13 protein-coding genes are annotated in these 19,056 nt (G+C 70.7%); 7 read left to right on the forward strand and 6 right to left on the reverse strand.

Annotated elements, in window-relative coordinates:
- Positions 1–27: 27 nt before the first annotated feature.
- The gene (locus AC07EQ_RS26280; RefSeq protein ID WP_478390545.1) at positions 28–993 is read right to left on the reverse strand and encodes a hypothetical protein; all 966 of its coding nucleotides are present in this window, start codon (positions 991–993) and stop codon (positions 28–30) included.
- Between the two features lie 139 nt (positions 994–1,132).
- On the opposite strand from AC07EQ_RS26280, the gene AC07EQ_RS26285 reads away from it, so the two are divergent.
- Complete coding sequence (locus AC07EQ_RS26285; RefSeq protein WP_478390546.1) at positions 1,133–1,960, forward strand: isocitrate lyase/PEP mutase family protein; 828 nt, start codon at positions 1,133–1,135, stop codon at positions 1,958–1,960.
- Between the two features lie 148 nt (positions 1,961–2,108).
- Here the strand turns inward: AC07EQ_RS26285 and AC07EQ_RS26290 are convergent, their stop codons facing one another.
- Entirely contained in the window at positions 2,109–4,034 is a 1,926-nt protein-coding gene (locus AC07EQ_RS26290; protein WP_478390547.1) for an acyl-CoA dehydrogenase family protein, read from the reverse strand.
- A 231-nt stretch (positions 4,035–4,265) separates the two neighbouring features.
- Here AC07EQ_RS26290 and AC07EQ_RS26295 point away from each other — a divergent pair, with 231 nt between their 5' ends.
- Positions 4,266–4,802, forward strand: coding sequence for a nuclear transport factor 2 family protein (locus AC07EQ_RS26295; protein ID WP_478390548.1), 537 nt, complete (start codon positions 4,266–4,268; stop codon positions 4,800–4,802).
- 99 nt (positions 4,803–4,901) lie between these two features.
- Here the strand turns inward: AC07EQ_RS26295 and leuS are convergent, their stop codons facing one another.
- Complete coding sequence (leuS, locus tag AC07EQ_RS26300; RefSeq protein WP_478390549.1) at positions 4,902–7,790, reverse strand: leucine--tRNA ligase; 2,889 nt, start codon at positions 7,788–7,790, stop codon at positions 4,902–4,904.
- A gap of 193 nt (positions 7,791–7,983) precedes the next feature.
- A complete protein-coding gene (locus tag AC07EQ_RS26305; RefSeq protein ID WP_478390550.1) occupies positions 7,984–9,048 on the reverse strand; it encodes an esterase-like activity of phytase family protein in 1,065 nt (354 codons plus the stop codon).
- 66 nt (positions 9,049–9,114) lie between these two features.
- Here AC07EQ_RS26305 and AC07EQ_RS26310 point away from each other — a divergent pair, with 66 nt between their 5' ends.
- Positions 9,115–9,528 carry an SdpI family protein gene (locus tag AC07EQ_RS26310; RefSeq protein ID WP_478390551.1) on the forward strand — a complete coding sequence of 138 codons (414 nt, stop codon included), beginning with the start codon at positions 9,115–9,117 and terminating at the stop codon, positions 9,526–9,528.
- 415 nt (positions 9,529–9,943) lie between these two features.
- Here AC07EQ_RS26310 and AC07EQ_RS26315 read toward each other — a convergent pair whose 3' ends face one another.
- Positions 9,944–10,519 carry a YqgE/AlgH family protein gene (locus AC07EQ_RS26315; RefSeq protein WP_478390552.1) on the reverse strand — a complete coding sequence of 192 codons (576 nt, stop codon included), beginning with the start codon at positions 10,517–10,519 and terminating at the stop codon, positions 9,944–9,946.
- Positions 10,520–10,724: 205 nt separating this feature from the next.
- A complete protein-coding gene (locus AC07EQ_RS26320) occupies positions 10,725–12,173 on the reverse strand; it encodes a CCA tRNA nucleotidyltransferase (RefSeq protein WP_478390648.1) in 1,449 nt (482 codons plus the stop codon).
- 260 nt (positions 12,174–12,433) lie between these two features.
- Between AC07EQ_RS26320 and AC07EQ_RS26325 the strand changes: the two genes are divergently transcribed.
- The 4 genes from AC07EQ_RS26325 to AC07EQ_RS26340 all read left to right on the forward strand — a co-directional run bounded on the left by AC07EQ_RS26325 (position 12,434) and on the right by AC07EQ_RS26340 (position 18,900).
- Positions 12,434–12,991 carry an NUDIX hydrolase gene (locus tag AC07EQ_RS26325; RefSeq protein WP_358568268.1) on the forward strand — a complete coding sequence of 186 codons (558 nt, stop codon included), beginning with the start codon at positions 12,434–12,436 and terminating at the stop codon, positions 12,989–12,991.
- Positions 12,988–15,255: a DUF6049 family protein gene (locus AC07EQ_RS26330; protein ID WP_478390553.1), complete on the forward strand. Its 2,268-nt coding sequence runs from the start codon at positions 12,988–12,990 to the stop codon at positions 15,253–15,255. The genes AC07EQ_RS26325 and AC07EQ_RS26330 overlap by 4 nt, the downstream gene beginning before the upstream one ends.
- Positions 15,256–15,359: 104 nt before the next feature.
- On the forward strand, positions 15,360–17,225 hold the full coding sequence (gene murJ, locus AC07EQ_RS26335) for a murein biosynthesis integral membrane protein MurJ (protein WP_478390554.1): 1,866 nt from the start codon (positions 15,360–15,362) through the stop codon (positions 17,223–17,225).
- Positions 17,226–17,322: 97 nt separating this feature from the next.
- A complete protein-coding gene (locus tag AC07EQ_RS26340) occupies positions 17,323–18,900 on the forward strand; it encodes a protein kinase family protein (RefSeq protein WP_478390555.1) in 1,578 nt (525 codons plus the stop codon).
- Positions 18,901–19,056: the final 156 nt, after the last annotated feature.

Raw genomic sequence — 19,056 nt, forward strand, 5'->3', positions numbered from 1 at the left:
CTGCTCCGTCTGTGAGACCGGTCGGGATCAGAAGTTGGTGATCGCCGAGATGTTGCCCTTGTGGAGGTTCTCGATCACGTTGCGGGCGTCGCGGTACTTGTAGGAACCCGACTCGAAGAGCAGGTAGGCGTCGCCCTTGTACTCCGTGATGCCCTCGGCCATGCTCGGGGCGCGGAAGCACTTCGTGGACGGCTTGTCGATGTCCGTCGCGCCCTTGTCCACCACGAAGACGTTGCTGCGCTTGTCGCGGCCGTAGGACGTGCTGAAGATGAACTTGTCCTTCGTGACCATCAGGCCCTGCGTCTTGGTGGGCACCTCGTAGCCGTGCTCCGTGGTCAGCGAGCCGTTGTCGTTGATCTTGTACGAGAACATCTTGCCGCGGCCGCCGTCGTTGAACTTGCCCGCGTACAGGGTGTCCCCGTAGCTGGAGATGAACGACGCCGCGTACACCCGGCGGCCCTGGCCGTCCTGCTTGACGTACGGGACGCCGCCCTTCTTCATCGCGTCCCGGAGGTCGGACAGCTTGTACTTGCGGATCGTGTCCCACTTGCCGGAGTCGCGGCCCTGCACGAACGCCCAGCCCTTGCTGACCGTGATGCCGCCGACGTGCGACTCGGCGATGGCGACCGTGCCGACGTGCTTGCCGGTCTTCGGATCGATGCCGACGATGCGCGCGTCCTGGCCCTTCTCGCCGTACTCGGTCACCAGCAGCAGGTCGCTGTTGGCGCCATCCCAGTTGTACCAGGGCGAAATGCCCTGCGGCGTGTACTTGTCCAGGCCCGGGACCGCCGGGCCCTTGCCGAAGGCCTTGTCGTAGACCTCCGACGCCGACGGGCCGTTGTAGAACGGGCCGTCACCGCTGGCTTTCGTCTCGCACTTGATGCCCTGGTCGGCATCGCCTTCCTCGGCCGCGGCCGTGGTCGTCGCAGCGGTGCTGAGCAAGAACGCACCGCTGACCGCGGTGATCGCGACTTTGCGGAGGAGGTTGGACATCGTGCCTCTCAAACATTTCGGCATCGGTCGTACCCCCCTGTGACGCACGGGAACCGCCACGGTTCCATCTGAGATCCACTTCTTGTTCATCCACTGGTCGCGGAGAACGCCGGTCGCCCGAGCGTGGTGGACTGGGAACATGACGATCACCCAGCAGGACAAGGCGGAACTCTTCCACTCGCTGCACACCGACCAGGCCCCGCTGGTCCTGGCCAACGCCTGGGACGTGGCCAGCGCGCGGCTGGTCGAGGACGCCGGAGCCGCGGCGGTGGCGACCACCAGCGCCGGCGTCGCGTGGAGCCTCGGCGCGGCGGACGGCAACGCGCTCGACCGGGGGCTCGCCGTCGAGCTCATCGCGCGCGTCGCCGCCGCTGTGGACCTACCGGTCACCGCGGACGTAGAAGGCGGCTTCGCCGAAACCCCCGACGGCGTCGGGGAAACCATCCTCCTGGTGCTGGCGGCGGGCGCGATCGGCGTCAACATCGAAGACAGCGTCGGCCCGTCCCTGCGCCCGGTCGAGGAGCAGGTCGCGCGCATCGCCGCTGCCCGCGCGGCGGCCGACGAAGCGCAGATCCCGCTGTTCATCAACGCGCGCACCGACCCGTTCCTGCGCCCGGTCCACGACGATCCGGCGGAGCGGTTGCGCGACGCCATCGGCCGCGCGGCCGCCTACGTGGCGGCCGGGGCGTCCGGGATCTTCGTCCCCGGCATCACCGATCCGGCGGTGGTCGCCGAGCTGGCGAAGAACATCGAACGGCCGCTGAACGTCCTGGCCGGGCCGGGCGCACCTGCCGTCGCGGAGCTGGCGGAGGCGGGAGCGGCCCGCATCAGCCTCGGCGCGGCGGTGGCGCAGGCGGCGTACGCCGTGGCGCGCAAGGGGATCCGGGAGGCGCTGGAGCACGGCACCTACGGTTCGATCGCGGACGCCGTGGACTTCGGCGGCTTCAACGCCCTGTTCCGCAGCTGACCGGCCCCGCCGCGAATCGAAGTGCACATAGGACACCGGTCGGCCGGATGCGCGAGGAATCCGTTCCGGTCGGCGCGGCGGAGGGGCTCCCAATTTTGCCTAAAATTGGGAGCCCCTCCGCGCTGGGCGGAGCCCTTGGCCGGGCGGATCACCGGGCGTCGTGCGCGCGCTGGGCGTCCTGGCGGTCGGCTTCCGCGCCCGTGGCGATCGGGGCCGTGAGCCACTGGCGCGGGATGCCGAAGCCCGCCACCAGGTCCACCGCGTGCGGGCGGATCTGGCCGCACAGCACGTTGACCGCCTCCGTGATCGCCTTCGACCGGCGCGGCGAGATCCGCTCGTGCTCCAGGAACCAGGCGCGGTCCGCCTCGATGTTGGACAGCACGTACAGGTCGCAGAGCTTGTTCAGCAGCGCGGCGGTGCGCCGGTCGCCGCAGCGCTCGATCGCCGCGACGAACGCCTCCAGCACGATGCGGTCCACGTGCGCGCGAGCGGCGCGCAGCACGTGGTCCTGCGCGTTGTTGAAGACCTCGAACGCGTTGTCGCGGTTGGCCTTCCGCAGGCGGCGGCCCAGGCCGTCGAGCACGTGCCGCTCGCGGTCGTCGAACATCTTCAGCTGCCAGCCGCGGTCGAGGATGTCGTCCTTGCCGGAGCCGTCGATGATCCGCTGCACCAGGGAACGCGTCGCGGTCCGCTCGATCACCGCGCCCACGAACTGGTCGGCGATGAACTTGGCCATGCCGAGCGTGCCCAGGTCGTCGAACTGGTCCTTGTAGTTCGTCAGCAGGCCCTTGGCGACCAGCTGCAGCAGCACCGTGTTGTCGCCCTCGAACGTGGTGAACACGTCGGTGTCGGCCTTGAGCTGCGCCAGCTGGTTCTCCGCCAGGTAGCCCGCGCCGCCGCAGGCCTCGCGGCAGGTCTGGATGGTCTGCGTCGCGTGCCAGGTCGAGACCGCCTTCAGCCCCGCGGCGCGGGATTCCAGCTCGCGCTGCTCGCGCTCGCCGCTGGGCGCGTCGTGCAGGCTGGCCACCAGCTCTTCCTGCGCGAAGTGCAGGGCGAACGTCTTCGCCAGCGCGGGCAGGAGCTTCCGCTGGTGCGCCAGGTAGTCCAGCACCACGGCCTCCTCGCCGGTGCCGGGCCGCTCGAACTGGCGGCGGGCGTCGCCGTAGCGCAGGGCGATCTCCAGCGCCAGCTTGGTCGCGCCGCCCGCGGTGCCGGCGACCGAGATCCGGCCGCGGATCAGGGTGCCGAGCATGGTGAAGAACCGCTTGCCCTTGCTGCTGATCGGGCTGCGGTAGGTGCCGTCCGGTTCGACGTCGCCGTAGCGGTCGAGCAGCGCCTCGCGCGGCACCCGCACCTGGTCGAAGTACAGCCGGCCGTTGTCGACGCCGTTGAGCCCGGCCTTGCGGCCGCAGTCCTCGATCCGCACGCCCGGCGCGGGCTGCCCGGCGTCGTCCCGGATCGGCACCAGCAGCGCGTGCACGCCGTGGCTCTCGCCGCCGGTGATCAGCTGCGCGAAGACCACCGCCAGCCGGCCGTCCCGCGCGGCGTTGCCGATGTACTCCTTGCGCGCCGCCTCGTGCGGCGTTTGCACCACGAATTCCTGCGCCGCCGGGTCGTACGTGGCGGTGGTGCGCAGGTTCTGCACGTCGGAGCCGTGGCCGGTCTCCGTCATCGCGAAGCATCCCGGCAGGTCCAGGCTCATGATGTCGCGCAGGTAGCGCTCGTGGTGGCGCTCGGTGCCCAGCGCGACGACCGCGCCGCCGAACAGTCCCCATTGGACACCGGCCTTGACCATCAGGGACAGGTTGCCGGGCAGCATCTCCAGCGACACCACGGAACCGCCGGTGTCGCCGCGGCCGCCGTAGGCGACCGGGAAGCCGAGGTCGGTGATGCCGGACTTGGCCAGCAGGTGCAGCTGTTCGAGGGTCTGCGCGCGGTGGCTCTCGGTGTCGAGGTCGTCGGCCGGTGGCAGCGGGACGCCGTCGAGGGTGTCGCGGACCTGCTTGCGGACGTCGGCCCAGCGGCCGTCCAGCAGCGTCGCGAGCTCGCGTGCGTCGAATCCGGAGCTTCCCATCGCAGCCTCCACTCGTCGGTACCGGCTGCTCCGAGCGTAGTTACTGACGAGTAACCCTGCCATGTGAGCTAGCTCGCCGCGCCACCGGACCCGGTGAGCGTCTTCTTGGGGGAGTGCGGATCGGCCGGACGCGGCAGAAGATCACTAGGGCGCCGGCACCGGCGGCCACCGCAATCACCCCGTTGCAGTTCGACACCCGCTGTTCTCACGAGGTTCAGGAGGTGCAGTTGCATGAGCTCGGACCCCGGCAACACCGATCTCGGCGCGATCTTCGACGAGCACTTGGCCGACGAGTTCGTCATGAAGGACGTCGCCGCGACGATGGCGACGATGACCAGGAAACCCGTGGTCAACCACGTGCCCACCACGGCGGGCGGCGTCGGCCGGGCCGCCGTCTCCCGGTTCTACCGCGACCACTTCATCGGTCAGTGGCCCGACGACATCAACATCACCCGCCTGTCGCGGACCGCCGACGCCGAGCGCGTGGTCGACGAAATGGTCATCACCTTCACCCACGACCGGATCATCGACTCGCTGCTGCCCGGCATCGCCCCGACCGGCCGCCGGGTGGAGATCGCCGCGGTGGCGGTGATCGGGTGCGCGAACGGCAAGGTGGCCTACGAGCACGTCTACTGGGACCAGGCATCGCTGCTGGTCCAGGTCGGGCTCCTCGACCGCGACGGACTTCCGGTCACCGGCGTTGAGCAGGTCAAGGCCCTGCTCAACGACGGACCCCTGAACCTCCTGCAACCCGCGAAGAGCCGATGAGCTCCCGCCGAAGGACGCCCCTCGCCGACCCGGCGAGGAGCGCCCTCGCATCAGTGCCACCCCGCACCGCCACGCGAAACGAGTGCGCCGGACGGACGCTCAGGCGACGACGTTGACCAGGCGGCCCGGGACGACGATGACCTTCCGCGGGTCCTTGCCGTCCAGCGCCGCGACGATCTTCTCGTCCGCCAGCGCGGCCGCCTTGACGGCGTCCTGGTCGGCCGACGCCGGCACCACGACGCGGGACCGCACCTTGCCGTTGACCTGGATCGGGTACTCCAGCGTGTCCTCGACCAGGTACTGCTCGTCGGCCACCGGGAACGGGCCGTGCGCCAGGCTGTCGCCGTGCCCCAGCCGGACCCACAGCTCCTCGGCCAGGTGCGGCGTCAGCGGCGCGACCATCAGCACCAGCGGCTCCACCACCGACCGCGGCGTGCCCGCCGCCGACGAGTACGCCTTGGTGATCCGGTTGTTGAACTCGATCAGCTTCGCCACCGCGGTGTTGAACCGCAGCGCCGAGTAGTCCTCCCGGACCCCGGCGATGGTCTTGTGCAGCGCGCGCAGCATCTCGGTGTCCGGCTGCTCGTCGGTCAGCCGCAGCTCGCCGCTGTTCTCGTCGACGACGTTGCGCCACAGCCGCTGCAGGAACCGGTGTGAGCCGATGACGTCCTTGGTCGCCCACGGCCGCGAGGCCTCCAGCGGGCCCATCGCCATCTCGTACAGCCGCAGCGTGTCCGCGCCGTAGGAGTCGGCCATCTCGTCCGGGGAGACGGAGTTCTTCAGGCTCTTGCCCATCTTCCCGAACTCGCGGTTGACCTCCTGGCCGTTGTGGAAGAACTTGCCGTCGCGCTCCTCCACCTCCTCGGCCTGGACGTACACGCCGCGCGCGTCGGTGTACGCGTAGGCCTGGATGTAGCCCTGGTTGTACAGCCGCCGGTACGGCTCCTCCGACTGCAGGTAGCCCAGGTCGTGCAGCACCTTGTGCCAGAAGCGGGAGTACAGCAGGTGCAGCACCGCGTGCTCCATGCCGCCGATGTACAGGTCGACGCCGCCCGGGTCGTTGGGGCCGTGCAGCTCCGGGCGCTTGCCCATCCAGTACTGCTCGTTGGCCGGGTCGACGAACCGCTCCGAGTTGTCCGGGTCGATGTAGCGCAGCTGGTACCAGCAGGAACCGGCCCACTGCGGCATCACGTTGGTGTCCCGCTTGTAGTGCTTCAGCCCGTCGCCCAGGTCCAGCTCCACCTCGGCCCAGTCGGTGGCCTTGGCCAGCGGCGGCGCCGGCTCGCTGTCGGCGTCCTCCGGTTCGAAGGTGCGCGGCGAGTAGTCCTCCACCTCGGGCAGCTCGACCGGCAGCTGGTCCTCCGGCAGCCCGCGCGGGATGCCGTCCTCGCCGTAGACGATCGGGAACGGCTCGCCCCAGTAGCGCTGCCGCGCGAACAGCCAGTCGCGCAGCTTGTACTGGACGGTGCCCCGGCCGTGGCCGTGATCCTCCAGCCAGGCGATGACCGTCTTCTTCGCGTCGGCGATGTCCAGGCCGTCCAGGCTCAGCCCGGTGGTCTCCGAGGCCGAGTTGATCGCCGGGCCGTCGCCGGTGAACGCGTCGCCGTCGAAGCCGTCCGACGGCTGCACCGTGCGGATGATCGGCAGGCCGAACACGGACGCGAAGTCCCAGTCGCGCTGGTCCTGGCCGGGCACCGCCATGATCGCGCCGGTGCCGTAGCCCATCAGCACGTAGTCGGCGATGAACACCGGGATCTGGCTGCCGTTGACCGGGTTCGTCGCCCAGGCACCCGTGAAGACGCCGGTCTTCTCCTTGTTCTCCTGGCGGTCCAGGTCGGACTTCATCGACGCCGCGCGCCGGTACTGCGCGACCGCCTCCGCCGGGGTCGCCGCGCCGCCGGTCCAGCGGTCGTCGGCCCCCGCCGGCCACGCGGTCGCGGTCAGCTCGTCGACCAGCGGGTGCTCCGGCGCCAGCACCATGTAGGTCACGCCGAACAGGGTGTCCGGGCGGGTGGTGAACACCTCGATGTGATCGGCCGAACCGTCCAGCGGGAACCGGACGTTGGCGCCCTGCGAGCGGCCGATCCAGTTCCGCTGCATGGTCTTGACCTTGTCCGACCAGTCCAGCCGGTCCAGGTCGTCGACCAGGCGGTCGGCGTAGGCGGTGATCCGCATCATCCACTGCTTGAGGTTGCGGCGGAACACCGGGAAGTTGCCGCGCTCGGTCAGACCGTCGGCGGTGACCTCCTCGTTCGCGACCACGGTGCCCAGGCCGGGCGCCCAGTTCACCGGCGCCTCGGACAGGTAGGCCAGCCGGTACGAGTCGACGACCCGGCGCTGCTCGCCGTCGGTCAGCTCGCCCCACGGGCGGCCGTCCGGGGTGGCGCGCTCACCGGTGGCGAACTGCTCGACCAGCTCGCCGATCGGCCGGGCGCGGCCCTTGCCGCCGCCTGCCTCGGTGTCGTACCAGGAGTTGAAGACCTGCAGGAAGATCCACTGCGTCCAGCGGTAGAACTCGATGTCGGTGGTCGCGACGCGGCGGCGCTCGTCGTGGCCCAGGCCCAGCCGGCGGATCTGCCCCAGGTAGCGCTCGATGTTCTGCTCGGTAGTGGTCCGCGGGTGCGTGCCGGTCTGCACCGCGTACTGCTCGGCGGGCAGGCCGAACGAGTCGAAGCCCATCGTGTGCAGCACGTTGCGGCCCAGCATCCGGTGGTAGCGGGCGTAGACGTCGGTGCCGATGAAGCCCAGCGGGTGGCCGACGTGCAGCCCGGCGCCGGAGGGGTAGGGGAACATGTCCTGGACGAACAGCTTGTCCTCGGGGACATCGCCCTTGAGTGACCCGACGGGGTTCGGCGCGTGGAACGTGCCGCGCTCCTCCCAGAGTCGCTGCCAACGCTGCTCGATCTCGGTCGCCGTTTCCGCCGTGTAGCGGAACTGCGGGACCTCTTCGGCAACCCCGGTCGTCGAGCCCTCTGCCTGGCCACTCATCGTGTTGCGTCCTTCCCTGCCTTCTCGCCCGAACGCGCGGGTCATGCGCTCTTAGTGTGCCGCCTCCCGAAAATGGAAAACCCCCCAGGCCCTGGTGGGCATGAGGGGTCGCCGCGTCGAAGCGTCGCTACCGGACGTTCAACGCGGCCTCGCAAGAAGCAGACGCGTGCTCACGAGCCCAGGGTAACGCACCTCACCTCACGGACAACGTGATGACCTGCGTGGTCTGGTTCGGGGCGAAGTTGTCGTCGCTGACCAGGACCAGGCTGCGGCGGCCGTCCGGCAGCCGCGGGCCCCAGGTCATGCCCTCGACGTTGTCGATCGTGCTCAGACCCAGGTCGGCGAGGTCGGCCACCAGCTCCTTGCGGACCGGGCGCACCTTCGCGTCCTGCAGCGACGAGACGTGCTGCACGTCCGTCGCGCCGCGGGTGGTGATCCGGTAGATCCGGATCGAGTTGCCGACGCCGGTCACGAACGAGCGCTCCACCACCAGGTACCCGCCGCGGTCGGCCAGCAGCGCGCTGACGCCGTTGTTGGCGAAACCGCCGGTGGGGGACTCGGCGAACACCGGGTCCAGCGGGTAGGCGTACTGGCCCTGCACCCGGCCGGACCGGGACTGCACGGTGATCCGGGACAGCGCGCCGTGCTCGACGGTCGGCGACTCGCCGTCCTGCAGCAGCGGTCCCTCCATCGCGGTGACCACCCGGCTGCCGCCGGCGGCGAACGTCAGGCCCTCCAGCACCTCGTTCTGCTTCGGCCCGGCGGTCGGCTCCATCCGCAGGTTCGCCGGCAGCGGCAGTTCGTGGGAGGAGCGGCCGCCCGCGCCGACGCCGGCGATCGACGGGTCGATCAGCCGCGCGGCCCGCTCGCCCTCGCTGGTCCACCAGATCGTGCCGGACCACGGATCCCAGCGGACGTCCTCCGGGTCCACGGTGCCCTTCGGGTACGTCGTGCCGTCCGGCCGCAGCAGCGGCAAGGTAGCGATCAGCCGGAAACCGCCGTCGTCGAAGCGCGCGGTGTAGAACCGCGCGGGCTGCCGATCGGAGCGGTCGTCGCTGATCAGGACCCATTCGCCGGTGCGCGGGTCGTAGTCGATGCCGGAGAGGCCGCCGACCGTGGTGCCGTCGAACTCCATCGCGTGCGGCAGGGTCAGCTCGCCCACCAGGGCGGCCTCGTCGGTCTTCGCCGCCGCCGGTGCCGCCGCGGCGACCAGCAGTGAGACGGTCAGCAGACCGGCCGGGACAATCTTCTTCGCCATGTGGGTCAGCACACCTGACCAGGGTGTCCGGCAGGTAGCGATGAGGTGGCGGCTTACGCTGTCGGGGTGTTCGCTGTTCAGGTGATCCTCTGCGCGCTCCTGGTCCTCGGCGGGGCGGCGCTGCTGTTCCTCGGTTTCCGCGGGCTGCGCGGCCAACTGGTCCGCAACCGCTACATCGGTGTCCGCACCCCCGCCGCCATGCGCAGCGAGGACGCTTTCGAGCTCGCCAACCGGGCCGCCGGGCCCGCGATGCTGGCGGGTGGCGCGATCGCGGTGCTCGCCGGTGTCTCGATGCCGATGCTGGCTGCCACCTCCAGCGTCGTGATGGTCGCGGTGTTCGGGCTGGTCGGCGCCTTCGCACTGATGACCGTCGGCGGTGTGGTCGGCAACCGCGCCGCCGAGGCGATGCCCGCGCCGGCGTCCGCCGCCGGCTGCGGTGGCTGCGCGGGCGGCTGCTGCGGCGTGCCCAAGCAGAGCTGACTCACCGGCGAACACGGGCCACGGCAACGTGACCGGCATGCTGAGCTGCACCCGCTTCCGCGACGGCCGCCCCGACGACATCCCGGGCGGCGAGTGGCGCTGACTTGTCCACAGGAAGTTGTCCACAACTCTGTGGATAACTCCCAGATCTGGGGATAACTCACCCATCAATCCACAGGTCCGGCGTAGTCCATGGCGTTCAGTCCGGTAGAGCGGGTTGTTGCCTTTGAAGCGGCGCAGCCGCTTAGCCCACCCTCGCAACTCGCACCGCCGCGGGTTCTCAGGTGTCTTCTCGCGAGGACAGCCCCGACGTGGTGAATTGGACATTCATGATGTCGGGGATCCCACAGCGAGAAGACACCTGAGGTTCCGCCACTCGCACCGCCACGCAAAACAAGCCTGGAAAACTCTTGAACTAGTTGAGCTTGACGTCGCCGGGGTGGGTGGCGAGGAAGGCCAGCGGCGGGCCCTGGCGGCGGAGGACCCGGCCCCAGAGCTCGGTGCCCGGGTCGGCGATGACGTCGTCCGGCAGGGCCGGCACGACGATCCAGTCGCCTCGGTCGATCTCCCCGGCGAGCTGGCCGGGCTCCCAGCCGGCGTAACCGGCGAAGAACCGGAGGCCGCGGGCCCGGGGGACCAGCTCGGCGGGATCGCCGTCGAGGTCGACCAGGCCGACCGGCCCGCGGACGCCGACCATGCCCGTGATCGCCCCGACGTCCTGGCCCGCGCGGAGCGCAGCCAGGCAGATCGCCGTGCGCTGCTCCACCGGCCCGCCGACGAACAGCGACTGCGGTTCGCTCGCGTGCTCGGCCCACTTCGGCAGCACGTCGTGCACCGCCACCTCGCTCGGCCGGTTCAGCACGACGCCCAGGGTGCCCTCGGCGCGGTGGTGGATCACGTAGACCACCGTCCGCCGGAAGTTCCGGTCCAGCAGCTGTGGGGCAGCGACGAGCAGCGTCCCCGGTTCCACGTCCGCGTCTGATCCCACCATCGCATGATCTCACTGGTTGCCCGTGCACGAACCACCCTGACCGGAACCAGGCCCGCCGGCACCGTCCGGAGAGCCCGGATCCCGGCAACAACGACTGATCAGCAATCAGCGATCGCAGGGAGATGTACTCTTCACTATTATTAAAACCACCTGACCTGCGGAGACTTCTCCACAGATCAGGCGGTCAAGGCCGAGCACCGCTGGCTCAGGGAACCTCGATGCCCTGTTCGCGGGCCCAGTTGAACAGCTCCTCGACGGCCTCGTCATGGGACATCGGGCCGCGGTCCAGGCGTAGCTCTTTCAGGTGCTTCCAGGCCTGGCCCACGACCGGCCCGGGCTCGACGCCGAGCAGCCGGATGATCTCGTTCCCGTCCAGGTCCGGGCGGACCTTCGCCAGGTCCTCCGCCGCGGCGATCCGCGTGATCCGCTCCTCCAGGTCGTCGTACGCCCGCTGCAGCGCCGACGCCTTGCGCTTGTTCCGGGTCGTGCAGTCCGCGCGCACCAGCTTGTGCAGCCGGGGCAGCAGCGGGCCGGCGTCGTTGACGTAGCGGCGCACCGCCGAGTCGGTCCACTGGCCGTCGCTGTAGCCGTGGAAGCGCAGGTGCAGGAACACCAGGTCGGCGACGTCCTTGATGACGTCCTTCGGGTAGCGCAGCGCGCGCAGCCGCTTGCGGACCATCTTCGCGCCGACGACCTCGTGGTGGTGGAAGCTCACGCCGCCGCCCGACTCGAACCGGCGAGTGGCCGGCTTGCCGATGTCGTGCAGCAGCGCCGCCAGCCGCAGCACCAGGTCCGGCGCGCCGTCCGGATCGGCCGCCCGCTCCAGGTCGATCGCCTGGTCCAGCACGGTCAACGAGTGCCGGTAGACGTCCTTGTGCTGGTGGTGCTCGTCGATCTCCAGCTTCATGGCCGGCACCTCGGGCAGCACGTGGTCGGCCAGCCCGGTCTCCACCAGCAGCTCGACGCCGCGCCGCGGGTGCTCGCCGCACAGCAGCTTGGACAGCTCGACCTGCACCCGCTCCGGGGTGATCCGGGTGATCTGGGTGGCCATGTCGGTCATCGCCGTCACCACCCGGTCCGCCGCGGTGAAGCCGAGCTGGGAGACGAAGCGGGCGGCGCGCAGCATCCGCAGCGGGTCGTCGGCGAAGGAGTCCTCCGGCGCGGCCGGGGTGTCCAGCCGCCGCTCGGCCAGGTCGGCCATCCCGCCGTGCAGGTCGACGAACGTGCGGGCCGGCAGCTCGATGGCCATCGCGTTCACGGTGAAGTCGCGGCGCACCAGGTCGCCCTCGATGGTGTCGCCGAAGGCAACGTCGGGATTGCGGCCGACCCGGTCGTAGGTGTCGGCGCGGAACGTCGTGATCTCCACGGTCGTGCCGTGCCGGTACGCGCCGAGCGTGCCGAACTGGATCCCGGTGTCCCAGATCGTCTCCGCCCAGCCGGTCAGCAGCTCGCGGACCTGCTCCGGGTGGGCGTCGGTGGTGAAGTCCAGGTCGGTGCCCAGCCGGCCCAGCAGCGCGTCCCGCACGCTGCCGCCGACCAGGTACAGCCGGTGGCCCGCGGCGGCGAAGCGCTGCGCGAGCTCCTCCGCGATCGGTGCGACCTTCACCAGCTCCACGACGGCATTGCGCTGCGCTTGGCGCTCCCGAGCCTGCAGCTCGGCGGGCGTGGCGGAGTCGTGGTGCGGCGAGGAAGGGGACACGATGTACCAGGGTATCGGCTGCTCAGGAGGCCCCTAACGGCTACCTGCGGCATGCCCGCATGCGCACTCGGCCACTCCGGCGACGGACGAGCGGAGCAGCCGGTTGACCCGGCCGCGCGAACGGGATCGCGGGAGGTCGCCGGGGCGGCCGGCCACGGCCGTTCGCCGAGCGACCAGCTCCACTCGGAGGCGCTGATCGCACTACCATCGGCGGCATGCCCCCGTCGCCCGGCCGCTCCGGCGGTACCCAGCCGGGGCGTCGGAACCGGCGCCGGCGGCGCAGGCTGCGGACCGTCGACGAGACCTCGGCCGGTGGGCTGGTGGTGAACGGCGTCGAAGGCCGCGCTGCGATCATCGGGAGGCTGGACCGCAAGGGACGACTGCTCTGGTCGCTGCCGAAGGGCCACATCGAGGCGGGCGAGACCGCGGAACAGACCGCGGTGCGCGAGGTCGCCGAGGAGACCGGCATCATCGGCCGGGTGGTGGCCCCGATCGGCACGATCGACTACTGGTTCGTCGCGGGCAACCGGCGCATACACAAGACCGTGCACCACTTCCTGCTGGATGCGGTGGGCGGAGAGCTTTCCGACGAGGACGTGGAGGTCACCGAGGTGGCGTGGGTGCCGCTTGGTGAACTGGACGAGGTACTGGCCTACGCCGACGAACGTCGGCTGGTGCGCCGCGCGCTCAGCCTGCGCGACGGCGAAGCGAACGAGGCAGGCGAGCGGCTCGGGGCCCGGCCGGCACGAGGTAGCGGAACGGAGCCGGGGTGAGGTTTCTGCTTGCCGCGCTGGTCGCGGTGTTGCTGTGCGCGATGGTTCCGCTGGTCCCGGCGCCGCAGGCGGCCGCGCAGGGCGAGTCTCCGACCGTGCTCGACGTGACCAAGATCACGCCATCCGTGGTGGGTGCCGGTTCGCCCGGCGAGGTCGTCATCACCGGCCGGCTGACCAACACCAGCGATCACCAGATCAACAACGTCGAGGCCCGCGTCCAGCGCGGCAACGCGACCACCACCGAGCCCGCGGTCCAGCGCGCGTTGCGCGACGACCCGGCCACCGTCACCGAGCCCGCGTTCACCTCGGTCGCCGACCGGCTCGCGCCCGGTCAGCAGATCCCCGTCGAGCTCCGCATCCCGCTGACCGGCCCCAACTCCCTGCAGCTCAGCCAGCCCGGCGTGTACCCGCTGCTGGTCAACGTCAACGGCGCGCCCAGCGGCGGCGGCCGCGCGCGCATCGCCCAGGCCCAATTCCTGCTGCCGGTGCTCGCCACCCCGGGCGGCGAGCAGGCACGCCCGGAACGGCCGACCGAGACCAGCATGCTGGTGCCGATCGTCGACTTCCCGCGGCTGGAGCGGGAGGCCATCGGCGGCATGCGCGCAGTCCTGGTGGACGACCAGCTCTCCACCTCGCTCGCGCCCGGCGGCCGGCTCTACGACCTGGTGCAGGCGGTGACCGACCGCGCGGGCCCCGGCTCGCCGGCGGGCAACGCCCTGTGCTTCGCGGTCGACCCGGACCTGCTGATCACCGCCCGCGCCATGAAGGACGGCTACCTGGTGCGCCAGCCCAACGGCTCGCTGGTCGAGGGCATCGGCGCCGGCGCCGCCGGCCTGTGGCTGAGCAAGCTGCGCGAGGCCACCAATGGGCGCTGCGTGATGGCGCTGCCCTACGCCGACGCCGACATCGTGGCGCTGGGCCGCGCCGGGCTCCCCGACCTGGTCAAGGGCGCGCTGGACGGCGCCAGCCTGTTGCGCGACCCCAACATCCTGGGCGTCGAACCGCGCGACCTGCTCTGGCCGGTGGAGGGCGCGCTGGCCGATCCGGCGATCGCGAAGCTGCCCGGCACCGCGCTGCTGGAGCCGCGGGCGCTGAACCTCCCCGCCGGATCGCTGTCGCCGGTCCGGGTGCGCGGCCAGGACACGGCCGCCGTCCCGATCGACCCGCTGCTGACCAGCGCGCTCGACCCGCTGCGCGACACGGATCTGAAGGTCACCGCGCTGTCGCCGCCGCAGAACGGGATGCTGTCCGCCCAGAACGCGCTCGGCGCGCTGGCGTTCCGCGCGACGCAGGCCCAGGTGCCGGGCGCCACCTCGGTGCTGGCGCCGCCGCGTCGCTGGAACCTCCGCGGCGACGACCTGCGCGCCCTGCTCGATGGCATGCAGCAGCTGAACGAGGCCGGGCTGATCCGGCTCGCCCCGGTGCCCGAGCCGGACCCGGCCACGCTGCCGGAGGCCGACCTCGACTACCCGGTGGACGCCGGTTCGGCGGAGATCCCGCAGCCGGTGCTCGACCAGCTCGCCGCGCAGAACTTCAAGGTCGGCGACCTGTACGTGTCCTCCCAGGAGGAGCGGTCCAGCCCCGTCCAGCGCGGCCAGGTCACCACGCCGCTGCGCAACGGCCTGCTCCGCGGCACCGCCAGCGCCTGGCGCGGCAAGCCCGACGCCGCGCGCCAGTGGGTGGACCGGGCGACCGTCGCGATCAACGACGTGCTCGGGCAGGTCAGCGTCGAGTACTTCGAAGGCCAGCTCACGCGGATCGATTCGGCCGACAGCCCGATCCCGTTGACCGTGGTCAACGACCTGCCGATCACGGTCGGTGTCGTGTTCCGCATCCCGCAGGTGCCCGGCGTCCAGGTCCAGCACGACTTCGGCGGCCCGGTCACCGTCCCGGCCAACGGGCGCCGGCCGGTCTGGCTGCCGACCAATGCGCAACGGGCCGGCAAGTTCACCATCGACGTGACCGTCACCACCCAGGCAGGCACCCAGTTCGGCACCACCAAGCGGCTGCAGATCGAGTCCAACAACTACGGCTCGCTGATGCCGATCCTCACCGGGATCGCCGCCGCGTTGCTGGTGCTGATGTCGGCGATGCGGATCATCAAGCGGGTCCTGGCCAGGCGCCGCCGGACCGAGGCGGCGGCCGCTGCCGACGCCGCGGAGCCGGTGGAGCCCACCGACGCGGCGAGGAACGGCACGCCGCAGGACAGCACGCCGGAAGCCACCCACATCGCCACCACCGACGGTGATCGGAACCGGAACTGAGATCCTGAGCGGGGCCACGCCCATCACTCGTAGGTGTGGACCTCGATCGAACGACAGGACCGGTGCGTGCACTCGGTGTGCCGAGGGGCGAAGGATTTGAGGCAGTGAACCGAGACAGGGATGCCGGACGGTTCGGTGGTAATCCCGGACCGCCCAGGCCCGCGCCGCGCCCGGCACCACGCCCCGACGCCCGCCCGACCGCGCCGATCCGCCGCCCCGGCGCGATGCCCCAGGCGCCGGGAGCACCGCGCGGCTGGCACGTCGCGGAGACCCAGCCGATCCCGGCGGTGCCGCCGGAGCCCGGCATCAACCAGGCCGCCGAGCAGGCCACCGAGCAAACGCAGGTCATCCGCCCGATCTCGCCGGGCAAGCCGTCGCTGCTCAAGGCCAGCGGCTCGATGGCCATCGCCACCCTGACCAGCCGGATCACCGGCTTCCTGTGGAAGCTGATGCTGGCCGGGGCGATCGGCTTCGCGGTCGAGAACGACTCGTTCAACGTGGCCAACACGATGCCGAACATGCTCTTCGAGCTGCTCATCGGCGGCGTGCTGACCAGCGTCGTGGTGCCCGTGCTGGTGCGGGCGAAGAAGTCCGACGCCGACGGCGGCGAGCGGTTCGTCCAGACGCTGATGACGCTGGCAACGGTGGTCCTGGCGCTCGGCACGCTGGTGGCGATGCTCTGCACGCCGATCCTGACCTGGGCGCTGGTCACCGATTCCGACGCCTCCAACCGGGATCTGGTCAGCGCCTTCGCGTACCTGCTGCTGCCGCAGATCTTCTTCTACGGCATCAGCGCGCTGGTCGGCGCGATCCTGCAGGCGAAGCAGATCTTCAGCCCGCCGGCCTGGGCGCCGGTGGTGAACAACCTGGTCGTGATCGCCACCATCGGCGTCTACGTGCTGCTGCCGGGACGGCTCACGATCGACCCGGTGTCGATGACCGACGCGCACCTGCTCGTGCTGGGCGTCGGCGTCACCCTCGGCGTTGTCTGCCAGGCCGCGGTGCAGGTGCCGGCGCTGCGCAAGACCGGATTCCGGCTCCGCTGGCGGTGGGGCTGGGACCCGCGGCTGTCGGAGTTCGGCGGGCTCGCGCTGTGGATGCTCGGTTACGTGGCGGTCGGCCAGGTGGGGCTCTGGGCGCTCACCAGGGTGGCCACCGGTGCCGCCGGCGGCGCACTGTCGACCTACACGTACGCGTGGATGCTGCTGCAGCTGCCCTACGGCGTGATCGGCTTCTCGATCATGACCGCGATCCTGCCGCGGATGAGCGCCGCCGCCGCGGACGGCGACAACGCCAAGGTGATCGACGACCTGTCGCTGGGCAACCGACTGTCCACTGTGACCTTGTTGCCGATCAGCGCGGTCATGACCGCGCTCGGCGTCCCGCTGGCGGTGGCCCTGTTCACGACGGCCAAGCCCGACCTGCTCGAACAGGCCAACACCCTCGGGCTCGGCCTGGCCGTCTCCGCGTTCGGCGTGCTGCCCTACGCGCTGACGATGATGCAGATGCGCACGTTCAACGCGTTCAACGACGCGCGCACCCCCACCCTGATCATGGTCGTGATGACCGTCGTGAAGGTGCTGATGGCCTTCGCGCTGCCCTCGGTGCTCGCGCCCGAGCACGTGGTGTTCGGCCTGTGCTTCGTCAACTCGTTCACGTTCGTGGTCGGTTGGCTGGTCGGCGAAGCCTGGCTGCGGCACCGGCTCGGCCCGCTGGGCAGCCGGCGTTTCCTTGTCACACTGGCAAAAACGTTGACGGCTTCGGTGCTGGGTGGACTCGTCGCCTGGGCGAGCACGCTCGGCGTGGACGCGCTGATCCCCGGAACCGCCGGCGCGGGAACGGGATGGTTGCAGCTGATCGTCGGCGTGTTGGTCGGTTTCGCGGCGATCTTCGGCCTGATGTCCTTGCTGCGGGTGACGGAACTCCAGCCTGCGATCGGGCGGCTCACCGGTTTGCTGCGTCGTCGCTGACTTCCGCGTCACGTACCCTCGTTGGCGAAGTCTCCTTCCGTGGGGAATAGGGGTGGCACGCAACCCCTTGCGGACCGGGAGGAGCGGGAGAGGGAAGGTGACCAGCAAACCCACCGAGCAGATCGCGGCGGAACGCGACGAGTCCGGCGACGAGGGTTCGACCGAGCAGGCGCTGACCCCTGGCCGCGTACTGGATCATGGCCGGTATCGGCTCCTTTCCCAGGTCGGCGTCGACGATCGCTGCAACGTGCAGCTGTGGCGGGCCAAGGACGGTGTGCTCGGACGGGACGTCGCGCTCACGGTCCTGGTCGGCGACCGCTCGGACGCCGAGGCGGCGTCGAACGCGCGCCGGACCCTGGAACGCGCGATGCACGCCAGCACCTTCAACCACATCGGCGTCGCGCGGGTGCTCGACGTCGTCACGCAGTCCTCCAGCGATCCGACCGGCGTGCTCGGCATCGTGATCGCCGAGTGGACCCACGGCACCGACCTGCTCGACCTGGTCGCCGAGGGCCCGCTGCCGCCGGGCACCGCGGCCCGCCTGCTGCAGCCGCTGGCCGCCGCGGTCGAGGCGGCGCACCACGCCGGGCTGGTGCTGGGCGCCGACCATCCGCAGCGGATCCGGGTCACGCCGGACGGCGAGATCCGGATGGCCTTCCCCGGCCCGATGGCGCAGGCCACCTCCAGCGACGACGTGCGCGGCCTCGGCTCCGCGCTGTACCTGCTGCTCACCGGTCGCTGGGCGCTCGGCCCCGCGCCCGAGGGCCTGCCCGCCGCCCCGACCGGCCCCGACGGCAACCTGGTCGCGCCGCGCACGCTGCGCCCGACCGTGCCGCTGGAGCTGTCCACGGTCGCGGTGCGCGCGCTGGGCAACCCCGACTCCACGGGCACCACCGGCGGCGTCCGCACCGGTGCCGCCGTGCTCCGCGTGCTGGAGCAGCACGCGACCTTCGAAACCACCAGCGCGGTGGGGCAGAGCGGGCAGTCCACCGAGAGCAACGAGGTCTGGCGGCGCGAGGACCCCAAGCCCGACCAGGTGAAGCGCAAGAAGCTGATGATCAGCGTCGGCGTCCTCGCGGTGGCCACGCTGCTGGTGGTCGGCTGGATCGCGGCGTCCCTGATCGGCATGTTCACCGAGAACGACGCCAACCGCGGCACGGGCCAGATCATCGGCGAATCCGGCAACCACCCCGGCGGCCAGCAACCGCCACCCCAGCCGCCGGCGAATCTGATCAAGATCCCGGTCAACAACGCGACGCAGTTCAGCGGCAACGGTTCGCCGGACAACCCGGGCAGGCTCCACAACATCATCGACGGCAACCCGGCCACCGATTGGGGAACCTCCCGCTACAACCAGCAGCTCGGCCCAGGCGGGATCAGCCCTGGGACGGGTGCCGTGCTGACCTTCGACCACGCCGCGGTGCCGCAGGAGATCCTGATCAACTCGGCGAGCGCCGGCACCGTCGTCGAAGTCCGGACGGTCACGGGGACGCCGAGCGCGGACGGCGGCACGCTGCTGGGATCGGCGACGCTGGGCAACGGCGACACCACGATCAAGCTGAACGCGAGCGCTCCGGTGCAGCAGATCCTGGTCGTGATCAAACAGCTGATCTCCAAGGACGGCGGATACGCGGCCCAGATCAACGAGATCACGGTCAACGGCACCGCAGGCTGAACGCGCTTCGTCCCCGCACGACGGCTGTGCGGGGACGAAGCAGTCCGAGCTGCCGAGTTCGCCGCGTGCAGCCTTGAACGGCGTCTGCAAGAGCCCGGGCCGAACCCGCGGGGCAACGACGTCTGAGCACGGGAGATGCGTCACTCGTCAGTGGGG

It is taken from the genome of Saccharopolyspora sp. NPDC045839, assembly GCF_056431645.1.

Excerpts from the sequence above, each read along its gene's own strand:
- AC07EQ_RS26295 (WP_478390548.1), top strand. The coding sequence starts at position 4,266 with ATGAGCTCGGACCCCGGCAACACCGATCTCGGCGCGATCTTCGACGAG.
- AC07EQ_RS26285 (WP_478390546.1), top strand. The coding sequence starts at position 1,133 with ATGACGATCACCCAGCAGGACAAGGCGGAACTCTTCCACTCGCTGCAC.
- AC07EQ_RS26305 (WP_478390550.1), bottom strand. The coding sequence starts at position 9,048 with ATGGCGAAGAAGATTGTCCCGGCCGGTCTGCTGACCGTCTCACTGCTG.
- AC07EQ_RS26290 (WP_478390547.1), bottom strand. The coding sequence starts at position 4,034 with ATGGGAAGCTCCGGATTCGACGCACGCGAGCTCGCGACGCTGCTGGAC.
- AC07EQ_RS26280 (WP_478390545.1), bottom strand. The coding sequence starts at position 993 with ATGTCCAACCTCCTCCGCAAAGTCGCGATCACCGCGGTCAGCGGTGCG.
- AC07EQ_RS26315 (WP_478390552.1), bottom strand. The coding sequence starts at position 10,519 with ATGGTGGGATCAGACGCGGACGTGGAACCGGGGACGCTGCTCGTCGCT.
- AC07EQ_RS26325 (WP_358568268.1), top strand. The coding sequence starts at position 12,434 with ATGCCCCCGTCGCCCGGCCGCTCCGGCGGTACCCAGCCGGGGCGTCGG.
- leuS (WP_478390549.1), bottom strand. The coding sequence starts at position 7,790 with ATGAGTGGCCAGGCAGAGGGCTCGACGACCGGGGTTGCCGAAGAGGTC.